This is a genomic window from Borrelia hispanica CRI, from assembly GCF_000500065.1.
Classification (GTDB): Bacteria; Spirochaetota; Spirochaetia; order Borreliales; family Borreliaceae; genus Borrelia; species Borrelia hispanica.
In genome coordinates this window covers 17,915-32,656 of the sequence record NZ_AYOU01000105.1, presented here as the reverse complement: position 1 = coordinate 32,656, position 14,742 = coordinate 17,915, and the positions used below count along the sequence as shown (strand labels likewise).

General features: G+C 27.1%; 13 protein-coding genes. All 13 read right to left on the bottom strand.

What is annotated here, in order from left to right; genetic code table 11:
- Window positions 1-797: complement regulator-acquiring protein (locus U880_RS10000; RefSeq protein ID WP_038359062.1), on the bottom strand; the 797-nt coding region annotated here is incomplete at its 3' end.
- A gap of 242 nt (window positions 798-1,039) precedes the next feature.
- Window positions 1,040-1,873, bottom strand: a complete 834-nt coding sequence (locus U880_RS0103160) for a complement regulator-acquiring protein (RefSeq protein WP_024654735.1) — start codon at window positions 1,871-1,873, stop codon at window positions 1,040-1,042.
- A gap of 87 nt (window positions 1,874-1,960) precedes the next feature.
- Window positions 1,961-2,836 carry a virulence associated lipoprotein gene (locus tag U880_RS0103155; protein ID WP_024654734.1) on the bottom strand — a complete coding sequence of 292 codons (876 nt, stop codon included), beginning with the start codon at window positions 2,834-2,836 and terminating at the stop codon, window positions 1,961-1,963.
- Between the two features lie 119 nt (window positions 2,837-2,955).
- A complete protein-coding gene (locus U880_RS0103150) occupies window positions 2,956-4,020 on the bottom strand; it encodes a virulence associated lipoprotein (RefSeq protein WP_024654733.1) in 1,065 nt (354 codons plus the stop codon).
- A gap of 128 nt (window positions 4,021-4,148) precedes the next feature.
- Entirely contained in the window at window positions 4,149-5,156 is a 1,008-nt protein-coding gene (locus tag U880_RS0103145; RefSeq protein ID WP_024654732.1) for a virulence associated lipoprotein, read from the bottom strand.
- 145 nt (window positions 5,157-5,301) lie between these two features.
- Window positions 5,302-5,556: a hypothetical protein gene (locus tag U880_RS0103140; protein WP_235047999.1), complete on the bottom strand. Its 255-nt coding sequence runs from the start codon at window positions 5,554-5,556 to the stop codon at window positions 5,302-5,304.
- 229 nt (window positions 5,557-5,785) lie between these two features.
- Window positions 5,786-6,829, bottom strand: a complete 1,044-nt coding sequence (locus U880_RS0103135) for a virulence associated lipoprotein (RefSeq protein WP_024654730.1) — start codon at window positions 6,827-6,829, stop codon at window positions 5,786-5,788.
- A 213-nt stretch (window positions 6,830-7,042) separates the two neighbouring features.
- Window positions 7,043-8,146 (bottom strand): virulence associated lipoprotein, encoded by a 1,104-nt coding sequence (locus U880_RS0103130; protein WP_024654729.1) that lies wholly within the window; start codon window positions 8,144-8,146, stop codon window positions 7,043-7,045.
- A gap of 216 nt (window positions 8,147-8,362) precedes the next feature.
- Complete coding sequence (locus tag U880_RS0103125; RefSeq protein WP_024654728.1) at window positions 8,363-9,502, bottom strand: virulence associated lipoprotein; 1,140 nt, start codon at window positions 9,500-9,502, stop codon at window positions 8,363-8,365.
- A 246-nt stretch (window positions 9,503-9,748) separates the two neighbouring features.
- Window positions 9,749-10,834: a virulence associated lipoprotein gene (locus U880_RS11475; protein ID WP_024654727.1), complete on the bottom strand. Its 1,086-nt coding sequence runs from the start codon at window positions 10,832-10,834 to the stop codon at window positions 9,749-9,751.
- A 250-nt stretch (window positions 10,835-11,084) separates the two neighbouring features.
- Window positions 11,085-12,062 carry a virulence associated lipoprotein gene (locus U880_RS0103115; protein ID WP_024654726.1) on the bottom strand — a complete coding sequence of 326 codons (978 nt, stop codon included), beginning with the start codon at window positions 12,060-12,062 and terminating at the stop codon, window positions 11,085-11,087.
- 231 nt (window positions 12,063-12,293) lie between these two features.
- The gene (locus U880_RS0103110) at window positions 12,294-13,406 is read right to left on the bottom strand and encodes a virulence associated lipoprotein (protein WP_024654725.1); all 1,113 of its coding nucleotides are present in this window, start codon (window positions 13,404-13,406) and stop codon (window positions 12,294-12,296) included.
- A 234-nt stretch (window positions 13,407-13,640) separates the two neighbouring features.
- On the bottom strand, window positions 13,641-14,537 hold the full coding sequence (locus U880_RS0103105) for a virulence associated lipoprotein (protein WP_024654724.1): 897 nt from the start codon (window positions 14,535-14,537) through the stop codon (window positions 13,641-13,643).
- Window positions 14,538-14,742: the final 205 nt, after the last annotated feature.

Below are 14,742 nucleotides of genomic sequence, written 5' to 3'. Positions count from 1 at the left end.
CCAGAAAGAGGATCAGTGTATTTTGGAGTTAGGTATTTATCTACCAAATTTTTTACAGTAGTTTTGATGCTATCTTTATCAGCCTTATAATCTTTAATTAAATCATCTACAAATGTTATCCAGGTATTTCTTGCTTCTTCAAGTTTTTTTACTTGATCATTAAGTTCATTTATTTTTTCAAGGCTTAAAGTATTAAGCTTTTCTTTTTTGTCTTCTATTTGTTTAAATGTAACCTGAATTACTCCTTGTACTTTTTCTCCCACCTCTACAAGATTTTTAGGCCAAGTATCTTTATAAGCTGCCTCTCCTGCTAGCTTTGCAAGTACTTCTCCAAGGCCTTTAATTGCTTCTTTTTTCCAGCTCAAAGATCCATAAAATTTATGTCTTGTATCTTTATTTGTATCTTCATCATAAGTTTTCTGCTTATCATCCTTTATTAATTTAAATACGCTGTCTTTTAATCCATATTGAGTATTATCAGGCTCTTTACCATCTTTATTTACCTTTACTTCCTTTTCAACTTTTGTTGTAAGTACAACTATCAAATCTGCTAATTGTTTAGCCCCATCATCAACACCACCATTAACACCACCATTAACATCACCATTAACATCACCATTAACATCACCATCAGCTCTTGGGATATTTGATGGACCATCACCACTTGTTTTAGTATCTGCACCACCTTTTTGACTACCAGTTGGTATAGCCAAAGTCCCATCAGTATTACAACTGGTAAGCATAAATGCTGTTAAAGCAGATATAGTAATTATGTTCTTTAAAATGTTATTTCTCATATATATTCTCCTTTTTTATTATTAAATAATAATCATTCTTATATAGTATTATATACTATTTTGTTTAAATGTCAAGTTTGTAAATAAGTTTTTTATATTGATAATAAAAATATTTAGTCATAATGCTCATTGAGGGTATATAAGAAGTTTTTTAAGTGAATTTATAAGAACTAGATAGTATATAATTTTATTCCAATATTTTTAATATATAAAATATTGGAATTAGTTAAATAATGGTACTGTTATTTTAAATTAATAATCTGTGTTTTCATGTAATAATAATATTTTATTGTCTTTAAAATTTTCCTTATTCTATGAGCTATATCTTTAATACTATTGATCTGATTTTTTAGCATTTGATATCTAGTATCTATGTACAATATCAATTTACTATTATCATTTTGTATGTCCGTGTTATTTCTATAGTCTTCAATAATGATATCTATAAATTTTATCCACATCATTCTTAAATTTTCAATTATATTTAAATTATCCATAACTTCCTTTAGTTTGTCAGCTTTTAAAAGAATAAGTTTATTTTGTTCTTTGTTTACTTCATGAATAATTTCTTCAAATGGCTTTTGAGAATATTCCCTTCCCGTTTCTATAATTGCATTGTAAAGTTTATTACCTTGCTTAGTATTATTCTTTTGTATTTTAAGAAGAATATCTCCTAACCATTTTAATCTCATTATGTTGTAATTTAGAGATGCATAAAATAGTTTGATTTTATTTTTATCTATAGAATACGTTTTGCCTGTCTTATGTATTAAATTGTCATAATAAACTTCATCAAAAATGGTACATTGTATTCCAAGTTGTTTGGCAGGTTCTCTTATAATATCTTGTGCATGTTGTCCCATTAAATCAAGAGAAGTTTGAATTTTACTTTTAATCTTGTTTATTAAAATCTTTTTTATAGCTATAGTATTTGATAGAGTAGGTCTTATTATAAAAATATCTCCTTGCATAGCAGGACTTGGTGTTTCATAATTTGATTTAAGACTTGAATTACAAGCAATTAGAACAGTTAAAATTATAAATGATATAATTTTAATAAACAAAATTTTTTTCAAAATATTCCCCCTTATTTTAATACTTACAAGCAACTTACAATCACTTATTGTTGCAAATCAAACATCAGCAATATTATTATTTTATCATTATATTTGCACTTTTTTTACATTTAAAATTTGGCTAATTTGATATGCCAGTTCTTCTGCTTTATTTGCTAATTTTTGAAATTTATATTTATACTTCATATTATTTATATAATTTTTTAAATAGGTAGCATCACCATCTTTAATATTATCTTTATTATTTTGAAAGTCATTATAAATTGTCATTAAATATATTTTACCAGCATCTCTTATTTTTTGAAGTTCATCAAATTTATCTTTAAGCTGTTGCAAATCTTTTAAACTCAAATAGTAAAGATTATTTTGTTTTTGAGATAATGGTATTAATGCAATTTCAAAATAATTGTGGGCATATTTTTTAAATGAAGTTAAAATATCTTCTATTAATATATTATATTCTGTATTAACATCATATTCATTTTGTTTATAAGTAATATTGGCATTTGCTTTTTCTGCCAATTTATTCAGGATTATCTCAAAGTTAATAATAGCAAATCGTCGATACTCCAATGCTAAATAAATTAATTTTCTGGAACTTCTGTTGTTACGACTTGCATAAACCTCACCATTATAGTAATCTTTGGCTATCTTAAATACTTGTTGATTATCAACGCCATATAAAACATGATCTTCTATCCAATCATCATTTTTACTATATGCTTGCAATGTATATTTAGATCTTATAATTTTGTCTCTCAATTTAGCTACTATAATTTTTTTTTGTCGAATTTCATCTGTATGTGCATTTTTAGTATAAATTTCCGGGTTATTTTTTATATTTTCTGCTTCTCTTAGCTCTTCTTTCAATTTTTTAAATGATTCAATATTTTGCTTGCATGTTAAAGTAGTTATTGCAATTAAATTGATTAAAATAAATGCACCAGACAAGTTATAACTCAAAATATTCTCCTTATTTTTACAAACAAGCTAACCATCAGTTATTATGACCCAAGAGTACTTGTTTCTAGGCATTATACATCTATTGAAATTTAATATCAAGATTATAAGATTTTTACATTTTATTTTAATTCATAATTTTCAAATTGAGCAACGAACATTTCTAGGTTTTTAAATATATCTAAAAATTTTTGATCATACATAATTTTTTTAATATATTCCATTAATTTCGTAATTTCACCAGTTCTGATTTCGTCTTTATCATCTTGAAAATCCTTATAAATCTCCTTTACAAATATTTTGCAATAATCGTTTATTTTTTTACGTTCATCAAATATATTGTTTAGCCTTTTGATATCATCAAGTGTTAAGAAATCAATTTCTTCTTGTTCATTTTCTGATATATCAAATGCAGTGTGAAAGTATAATTCAAAATATTGATCAATCCTAGATAATATCTCTTGTAATAAAGCTTTCACTTCTTCATTCTGTGACATAAATTGTAAACTCATTTTAGATGGAAACTCAGACTTTAATACAATATTTTGAGCCATTTTGTTAAGAAATTCACCAAGAGATCTAATATAAGTGTCATTATACTCAAATAGCAGATAAATTTTATGCCTATTTTCTTGACTTTTCTGATCAGAGTATTTTGCATATAGTGTTTCAGCAAAATCAAATGCATAACGATGATTATCGATATCATGCATTCCAAATTGATCAATAGGTTCATTGTAATAATTATTTTTGTATAAGATTAATGATTTTTGAATATCTTGAATTTTCTGTTTTAGTTCAATTTTTGCTTCCTCAAACTCAACTTGTTGTTGTCTTTGTCGCAAATTTTGTTTTGCTTGTTCTTCTATTCTTTTTTTCTCTTCTCTTACATCTTCTTTTTGAGTTTTTAAATCTTGTTCTTTTTTAGCTAGTTCCTCTACTTTTCTCATTGTATTTATTGTTAATGAATCTATTTTATCTAGTATTATGTTTGTCGTTACTGCTATGATTTTTTTTTGTCCTGATATCTCACTCACTTCTACTGTACTTTTTCTAGTTTGTTCTATTGTTTGTAATTCTATCTCTCTTAATGCTTGTTCTAATTTTGCAACTCTCTCAAGATTTGCCTTACAAGTCAAAGTAACAACAGAAATTAATATGAAAATGATAGGTAATTTATGATTCAAAATATTCTCCTTATTTTTAGAAACAAGTTATCTATCGATTATTATTATTTGACCAATACTTATTAAATGGCATTATACATTTGTTAATGTTTAATATCAAGATTTCAAAAAATTTAAGCAAAGATTTATCATATTTCATCCAAAATTGTTTTGAATGTTTGAACAAAATCTTTCACCATAACATTGATATGCAACAATTGCAAAGTATGTGCAAATACACTTATTCTGAAATTTTGCAATGCATTTTTATAGTAATCAAAACGGATTTTATTCAAATAATCTTCAAAATCTTGATTTTGTTTTTCAAGATCGCCAAATATTTTTTGCAATGTACTCAATTGTTCGATATTTAACAAATGAAGATTGTCCTGTTTATCATACAGTGTCAATATTGCGATTTCATAGTAATATTTAGAATGATCAATTATTGCACTAATGATATTTTGTGCAATACTCTTATAATTAATATTTATTAATAAATGCAAAACATCACCATATTCTTGAATGTCTTGCCTATTGTACTTAAAAATTAAGTAAATTTTTCTTCTTTTATTAGCATTGTAATCATCTGCAAGATTTATATTCTTATCTAAGACATCTTCTTTGTTATAACTGAGATAATTAAATGGTCGATCGTTTGTAATCTTATCTGTCATTTTAAAGTGATCATCAGGTTCAGGCCAATTGATATCTCTGTATATATTTAATAATGCCTGTTTATCTAAAATTTTAAGCCTCAACTGATTAATGATATTTTGTTTTATAATAAGGTTCTGTTTTTGTATTGTATCGTCTTGCTGTTGTTTTATTGTGAGTCGTATCTGTTCTATTTCTTGATTTATATCATTTAATTTTATTTGCCCTGAATTTACAAGTGCCTGCTTTATATTTTCTTCCGCTGCTTCTTCTTCTTTGGCAATTTTTTGTGCCTCTAATTCTGCTTCTGCTTCTATCGTTTTTATTCGAATATCTAATTCCGCATTTGCTTTTACCTCTTGTGCTTTTAATACTATTTGTTTAGCATCTTCTATTGTTTTAATTGCCTGTTCCAACTCTTCAATATTTTTCAGATTTATCTTACAAGTCAAAGTAATAACAGAAATTAATGTAGATATGATAGATAATTTATGCCTCAAAATATTCTCCTTATTATAAAAAACTCTATCATTAACCTTTTATCAATTTCATGATAGCAAAATAATTATCTAATTATTCCCTTAGTTCTTTTCCTGACACTTGCCTTAATATTCTTGATGTTTTCTTTGGTGTTGTAAATATTATCTAGGCTCCTTTTACTACTTTTGTTCTTAGTTCTTTTTGTCGTCTCACTCTATCTTGTACTGTTTTTTCATCTTCTGGAATTAATGTTAGTGCCCTTTTTAATACTTCTTGTGATTCCATTTTTTCTTTTGCCTCTCTTCGCTTAAGTTCTTCCTTTACTTGACGTGCTTTTTGGTTTATATTTTCATAGGTCAAATTTGAATCACATGCAATTAAATTTATTAGAACTAATATAATAAAAAGACTATTTTTCAAAATATTCTCCTTATTTTTCAAAATAAACTGGTTGTTTATATTTAAACACTAATTAAAATCATCATTAAATGACATTATATGGCTGTTGCATAAGGATGTCAAGTTTAACTTTACACAATATTATAATAATTATCTATAGCACTTCAACAAATAACCAAGGAAAAATTTCCCTTGGTTTATGCATTTATATTTATTGTATTTAATTATTTAATTAATTTACAATTAGTCTTTACTGGATATTACTCAAGACCTCCTTAATTTTTTCAGAAATCCTTATAACAGCATCACATTTAGTCTTAAAGTCTTCATTAAACGTATCTCTAAGATGTGGCCATACATCGTGTTTCGAATCTAAACTATATGGCTCATACTTCTTAACACCATTTATAAATCGTTGTATTACATTAGTTCTTAATTCTTGTTTTGCCGATTCAATTTCATCCAATTTGCTTTTTAAGAACCTTACACCTTTTAGCGATAATTGATCATTAAGTTTATCTTTTTTAGCTAATAAAGATTGATATACATCTATGTAATAAGCTTTAGCATAATCTCTTAATCTGTCAACTATATCGTTTTTTCGTAAAAATATTTCACCCATGGTTTTCGCATCATAAAATGATCCAAGATCAACTTCATAAGATAATCTACCATAAACATATGCAAAAGGTTTAAAAAGATCATCATTATATTCAAGGGCTAGATAAAATTCTTTCTGTAATTTGAAGTTGTCTTCTTTTAAATATTCCAAAGCACCATTATACGTCAAGAGATTAAAAAATAAAGTAGAGAGAACGCCTAAATTATACCAACCCTGATCAAGCTCTTTTTGACCAAAAAAATGACCAAACTTTTTTGATAAAAAATGACCATCAAACTCTGGAATAATCAATTTCTTACTCACATCAGTTCCAGCAAGAGAATGTTTTTTTAATATTTCTTTTAATCCTACAGGAATTTTACCTTTAATCTCTTCAATTTCTTTTTCTTTTTGCATCCTTTGTTCTGGAGTTTCATTATAATGATCATTAAAATAAGCAAGAAACGCAGCAACAGCACCAGGAGCACCAGGAGAGTCAACAGAAACTCCAGAATCAGTTAAACCTTTAGGTGCAACACCAAATGACGGTTTTTTAAAAGGCACATCCACTTTTCTTTGTGTCATAACACTAGCAACAGGGGCATACTTTTTTTTGGGCCCACACGATACCAGTAATACACTTATTAAAACAAATATAAACGCTATAAATAGAATAAAATTTTTTCGTTTCAAAATATTCTCCTTATTTTTCAAAATAAACTGGTTGTCTATATTTAAACACTAAATGACATCATATGGCTGTTGCATAAGGATGTCAAGTTTAACTTTACACAATATTATAATAATTATCTATAGCACTTCAACAAATAACCAAGGAAGAATTTCCCTTGGTTTATACATTTATATTTATTGTATTTAATTACTTCATTAATTTACAATTAACCTTTACTGGATCTTATCCAAGATATTTTTAATTCTCTCAGCTAAATCTATAACATAATAAAATTTAATATCAAAGTCTTCATTAAACGTATCTCTAAGATGTGGCCATACATCGTGTTTTGAATCTAGACTATATGGCTCATACTTCTTAACACCTTTTACAAATCGTTGTATTATATCAGTTCTTAATTCTTGTTTTGCCAATTCAAGTTCATTCAATTCACGTTTTAAGAACCTTACATCTTTTAGCAATAATTTATCAAGTTTATCTTTTTTAGCTAATAAAGATTGATATACATCTATGTAATAAGCTTTAGCATAATTTCTTAATTTATCAACTATATCGTTTTTTTGTGAAACTATTTCATTCTTGGTATGCTGATCATAAGATGATCTATTAGCAACATCATAAGATAATCTACCATAAACATATGCAAAAGGTTTCAAAAGATCATCATTATATTCAAGAGCTAGATAAAATTCTTTCTGTAATTCGAAGTTGTCTTCTTTTAAATATTCACCTTTAACACCATCATCTGTAAAGAGATCCAAAAATAAAGTAGAGAGAACGCCTAAGTTATACTTAAAACTTTTAATCTGCTTTTCTTCACCAACAAGAACATTAATCGGTTTTATTAAAAAATGACCATTAAACTCTGGAATAATCAATTTATTATTTATCTCAGTTCCAGCAAGAGAATGTTTTTTTAATATTTCTTTTACTTCTACAGGAATTTTACCTTTAATCTTTTCAATTGCTTTTTCTTTTTTCATCCTTTGTTCTGGAGTTTCATTATCATGATCATTCAAATAAGAAAGAAACGTCTCACCATCAGCAGGATCAGCAGAAGCAGCAAGACTATCATCATCAGACTTAACATGAGCAGCACCAAGAGCAGCAAGAAAGTCATCAAAAATTTCAGAATCAGTTAAACCTTTAGGTGCAGCATCAAATAGTGGTTTTTCAAAAGACATATCCAATGTTCCTTGTGTCATAGCACTAGCAGCAACAGGAACATATCTTTTTTGGGGCCCACACGATACCAGTAATACACCTATTAAAACAAATATAAACATTATAAATAGAATAAAATTTTTTCTTTTCAAAATATTCTCCTTATTTTTCAAAATAAACTGGTTGTTTATATTTAAACATTAAATGACATCATATGGCTGTTGCATAAGGATGTCAAGTTTAATTTTACACAATATTATAATAATTACCTATAGCACTTCAACAAATAACCAAGGAAGAATTTCCCTTGGTTTATGAATTTAATATTTATTGTATTTAATTACTTCATTAATTTACAATGAATCTTTTTACTGGATACTATCCAAAAGATCCTTCATCTCTAAAGCAGGATTTATAACAGCATCACATTTAGTCTGAAAGTCGTCATTAAACGTATCTCTAAGATGTGGCCATACATCGTGTTTCGAATCTATACTATATGGCTCATACTTCTTAACATCATTTACAAATCGTTGTATTATATCAGTTCTTAACTCTTGTTTTGCCAATTCAATTTCATCCAAGTTGCTTTTTAAGAACCTTACACCTTCTAGCGATAATTTATCATTAAGTTTATCTTCTGTATCTAATAAAGATTGATATAAATCTATGTAATAAGCTTTAGCATAATCTCTTAAGTTTTCAACTATATAGATTTTTTTTTCAATTATTTCATCCTTGGTATGCTCATCATAAGATGATCCATTAGCAATATCATGAGATAATTTGCCATAAACATATGCAAAAGGTTTCAAAAGATCATCATTATATTCAAGAGCTAGATAAAATTCTTTTTGTAATTCGAAGTTGCCTATTGCTAAATATTTACTTTCAACACCCCAATTTATCGAGAAATCCCAAAATAAAGTAGAGAGAACGCCTAAGTTATACTTACGATCGACAACCTGTATTTCTTTACCAACAAAAACAGTAATCGGTTTTATTACAAAATGACCATCAAACTCTGGAATAATCACATTCTCTCCCACATCAGTTCTAGCAAGAAAATGTTTTTTTAATATTTCTTTTACTTCTACAGAAATTTTACCTTTAATCTCTCCAATTTCTTTTTCTTTTTGCATACTTTCTTCTGGAGTTTCATTATCATTAGGACCCTTAAAATAAGAAAAAAACGCATTAACAGCAGCAGTAGCCTCAACATCAGCAGGATCCTGAGGAGCATAAGGATCCTCAACAGCAGCAGGAGCAGTAGGACCAGGAGCAACAGGAACAGCAGGAGCAGCAGCAGGAGCATAAATAGCAGCAGAATCAGTTAAACCTTTAGGTTCAAAACCAAATGGTGGTTTTTTAAAAGGCATACCCACTTTTCTTTGTCTCATAACACTAGCAACAGGGGCATACTTTTTTTTGGGCCCACACGATACCAGTAATACACCTACTAAAATAAATATAAACATTATAAATAAAATAAAATTTTTGCATTTCACAATATTCTCCCTATTATAAAATTAAAAATTAATAATTAATTTTTAAACAATCAACTCAAAAATTGATAATTTCATATATTATTTGATAATAATATTAAAAATATGCATATGTCAAGTTTAATTCTATACAATATTATAATAATTACCTATAGCACTTCAACAAATAACCAAGAAAGAATTTCCCTTGGTTTATGCATTTAATATTTATTGTATTTAATTACTTCATTAATTTACAATTAATCTTTATTAGATCCTATCCAAGATATTTTTAATATCAGCAGCTAAATCTATAACATAATACAATTTAGTCTTAAAGTCGTCATTAAACGTATCTCTAAGATGTGGCCATACATCGTGTTTTGAATCTAAACTATATGGCTCATAATTCTTAACACCATTTACAAATTGTTGTATTATATCAGTTCTTAATTTTTGTTTTGCCAATTCAATTTCATTCAATTTACTTTTTAAGAACCTTACATCTTTTAGCAATAATTTATCAAGTTTATCTTTTTTAGCTAATAAAGATTGATATACATCTATGTAATAAGCTTTAGCATAATTTCTTAATTTATCAACTATATCGTTTTTTTGTGAAACTATTTCATTCTTGGTATGCTGATCATAAGATGATCTATTAGCAACATCATAAGATAATCTACCATAAACATATGCAAAAGGTTTCAAAAGATCATCATTATATTCAAGAGCTAGATAAAATTCTTTCTGTAATTCGAAGTTGTCTTCTTTTAAATATTCACCTTTAACACCATCATCTATCAAGAGATCCCAAAATAAAGTAGAGAGAACTCCTAAGTTACGCTCAAAATAGACATGCTCTTCTTTATCATCAACAAAAAAAGAATAACGAAATTTTTTTACAAAATGACCACCAAACTCTGGAATAATCAATTTCTTACTCACATCAGTTCCAGCAAGAGAATGTTTTTTTAATATTTCTTTTACTTCTACAGGAATTTTACCTTTAATCTCTCCAATTTCTTTTTCTTTTTGCATACTTTCTTCTGGAGTTTCATTATCAGGATCAACATCAGCAGTAGCAGCAACATCATCAGAAGCAGCAGGAGCAGTAGGACCAGGAGCAACAAGAACAGCAGGAGCAGTAGGACCAGGAGCAACAGAAACTCCAGAATCAGTTAAACCTTTAGGTGCAACACCAAATGATGGTTTTTTAAAAGGCACATCCAATGTTCCTTGTGTCATAACACTAGCAACAGGGGCATACTTTTTTTTGGGCCCACATGATACCAGTAATACACTTATTAAAACAAATATAAACATTATAAATAGAATAAAATTTTTGCGTTTCAAAATATTCTCCCTATTATAAAATTTAAAATTTCATCATTAATCTTTAAACAATCAACTCAAAAATTGATAATTTCATATATTATTTGATAATAATATTAAAAATATGCATATGTCAAGTTTCAACCCTATACAATATTATAATAATTACCTATAGCACTTCAACAAATAACCAAGAAAGAATTTCCCTTCGTTTATGCATTTATTTATAGTAATTATATTTAATTATTTAATTAAATATAATTAGCCTTTATTAGATATTATCCAAGATATTTTTAATATCAGCAGCTAAATCTATAACAGCATCACATTTAGTATCGAAGTCTTCATTAAACGTATCTCTAAGATATGGCCATACATCGTGTTTCGAATCTAGACTATATAGCACACACTGCCTACAATCATCTACAAATTGTTGTATTATATTAGTTCTTAATTCTTGTTTTGCCAATTCAATTTCATTCAACTTGCTTTTTAAGAATAGTACATCTTTTAGCAATAGTTTATCAAGTTTATCTTTTTTAACTAACAAAGATTGATATACATCTATGTAATAAGCTTTAGCATAATTTCTCAATCTTTTAACTATATTGTTTTTTAGTTTCAGTACTTCATCCGTGTTTCGTTGAAAATAAGATAATTTACCATAAACATATACAAAAGGACTAAAAAGATCATCATTATATTCAAGAGCTAGATAAAATTCTTTCAGTAATTCAAAGTTATCTCCTTCTAAATATTCCAAAGAATCATCATATGTAAGGCCCCAAAATAAAGTAGAGAGAGCCCCTACGGGATACTCAGCCCGAACAAGCCACTTTTCTTCACCAACAAAATAACTAAACGTTTTTACTAAAAAATCACCATGAAACTGTAGAATAATCAATTTATCATTTATCTCAGTTCCAACATGATCATGCGTTTTTAATATTCTTTCTAATCCGATAGGAATTTTACTTTTAATCTCTTCAATCTCTCTTTTCTCGTACATTCTTTGTTCTAAAGTTTCCTTATCAACTAGAGAGTCAACTAGAGGAACAATAGGTTTCAAAGGACCAGTTAAAGCTTCAAGAACAACACCAAATGGCAATTGTTGAGAAGTCCCACCTCCTTTTTTCCCCTTTATAAAACTAGCAACAGGGGCATACTTCGTTGGTCCACACGATATCAGTAATAAACTTATTAAAACAAATATAAACGTTATAAATAGAATAAAATTTTTTCGTTTCAAAATATTCTCCCTATTATAAAATTTAAAAATTAATAATTAATTTTTCAGTTGATTGTCAAAAACTAATAATTTTAATATGATTTGATAATAATATTAACCACATTGATATGTCAAGTTTAATTATACATCATATATAGTAATTCAATAAATAACCAAGGAAGAATTTTCCTTGGTTTATGAATTTAATATTTATTGTATTTAATTACTTCATTAATTTACAATTAATCTTTATTAGATATTATCCAAGATATTTTTAATATCAGCAGCTAAAGCTATAACAGCATCACATTTAGTCTTAAAGTCCTTATCACTAAACGTATCTCTAAGATGTGGCCATACATCGTGTTTTGAATCTATACTATATGGCTCATACTTCTTAACATCATCTACAAATTGTTGTATTATATCAGTTCTTAATTTTTGTTTTGCCAATTCAATTTCATCCAATTTGCCTTTTAAGAATCGTACATTTTTCAAAGATAGCTCATCAAATCTATTTGCTTGAGTTTTTAAAGTTTTATATACATCTATATAATAAGCTTCAGCATACTTTATTAATCTTTCAACTATACTGTTTTTTAGTTTAAGTATTTCACTATTGTTTCCTTGAGCATAAGACAATTTACCATAAACATACATAAAAGGTATCAAAAGACTATCATTATATTCAAGAGCTAGGTAAAATTTGTTCATTAATCTAGAACCTTCATATGTGTCAAGATATTTTTTTGAACCCGTTGGATTTTCGTATGTAAGTTTAAAAAATAAACCACGGGGTATGCTTAAATCATGTAAACTATTATACAACGGATCTCTTGCTTTAAAACCAGAAAAGGCTGGGATAATCTCCCTCCTAGTCCAAGCCTCACTATCATTAAAAAAACTATCATATCTTGACAGATATTTTGCTACGCTAAGAATTCCACTTTTAATCTCTCCAATCTTTTTTTGTTTTTCTTTCTGCATCCTTTGTTCTGGAGTTTCCTCATCATTAGTAGGAACGGCAACAGGATTAGCATCAGGAGACTTAACAGGATTAGCATCAGGAGACTTAACAGGATTAGCATCAGGAGACTTAACAGGATCAGAACCAGGAGACTTGACAGGATCAGAACCAGGAAAACCAACAGGATTAGCATCAGGAGACTTAACAGAAACTCCAGAATCAGTTAAATCTTTAGGTACAATACCAAATGGTGATTTTTTTAAAGGCACATCCACTTTTCTTCGTGTCATAACACTAGCAACAGGGGCATATTTTTTCTTTGGCCCACACGATACCAATAATACACTTATTAAAATAAATATAAATATTATAAATAGAATAAAATCCTTTCTCTTCAAAATATTCTCCCCCATAATATAAAAATTAATTATTAATCTTTAACACTCAATTTAAAAATTGATAATTAATTTTTAAATTTCAGATATTACTTAATAGTAATATTTAAAATATTCATATGTCAAGTTTAAACTTGATACAATATTGTAATAATTATTTATAGGACTTCAATAAATAAACCAAGTAAAAATTTCTCTTGGTTTATTTTAATAATTAATTATTTAATCAATTTATAATTAATGCTTTACTGGAATCTTCTCAAATATCTTTTTAATGTCAGCAGATAAAGCTATAACAGCATCACATTTAGCATTAAAGTCGTCATTAAACTTATCTTTAAGATATAGCCATACATCGTGTTTAGAATCTATACCATATGGCTCATATTGTTTAAAATCATCTACAAATTGTTGTATTATATCAGTTCTTAATTTTTCTTGTGCCAATTCAATTTCATTTAATTTTCTTTTTAAGAATAGTATATCTTTCAATGATAGTACATCAAGTTTATCTTTTTTAACTTCTAAAGCTTTATGTACATCGATATAATAAGCTTTAGCATAATTTCTTAATCTGCCAACTATATTGTTTTTTAGTTTAAGTATTTCAGCCTTAGTTTGTTCATCATAAGATGATCTATTAGTAATATCATAAGATAATCTACCATAAACATATGCAAAAGGTTTCAAAAGATCATCATTATATTCAAAAGCTAGGTAAAATTTACGCCTTGATTCTAAATCTTTCTCATATTCAAGCTTGTAAAATAAATTATAGAATTCGCCTAAATCATATGTATTAAAATAAAAATTTAATGACACTTTTATAATAATACCAAGTAAGCCTGGCACAATCTTCCTACGCTCCCAATCGACAAGATCACATGTATGATCATTATGTAATTTTAATATTTGTGCTACCCCCACCCCCTTAGGAATTTTACTTTTAATCTCTTCAATTTCTTTTTCCTTTTGTATCTTTTGTTCCAAAGTTTCCTCAACATCTTGTAGCGTAACTCCGTCCTGAGATCCATCAGTAAGTAATTCTTCCTTTTTTGGACCACACGATATCAGTAATAAACTTATTAAAATAAATATAAATATTATAAATAGAATAAAATCTTTTCTTTTCACAATATTCTCCCTGTTATAAAACATAAAAAATTCAATTATCAACCTTTAACAATTTATTTAAAAATTAATAATTTAATTAAAAATTTTAATTCTTAATTAAGAATAATATTTAAAATATTCTAATGTCAAGTTTAAACTTGATATAATATTGTAATAATTATTTATAACGTTTCAATAATAAACCAAGGAAAAATTTTCCTTGGTT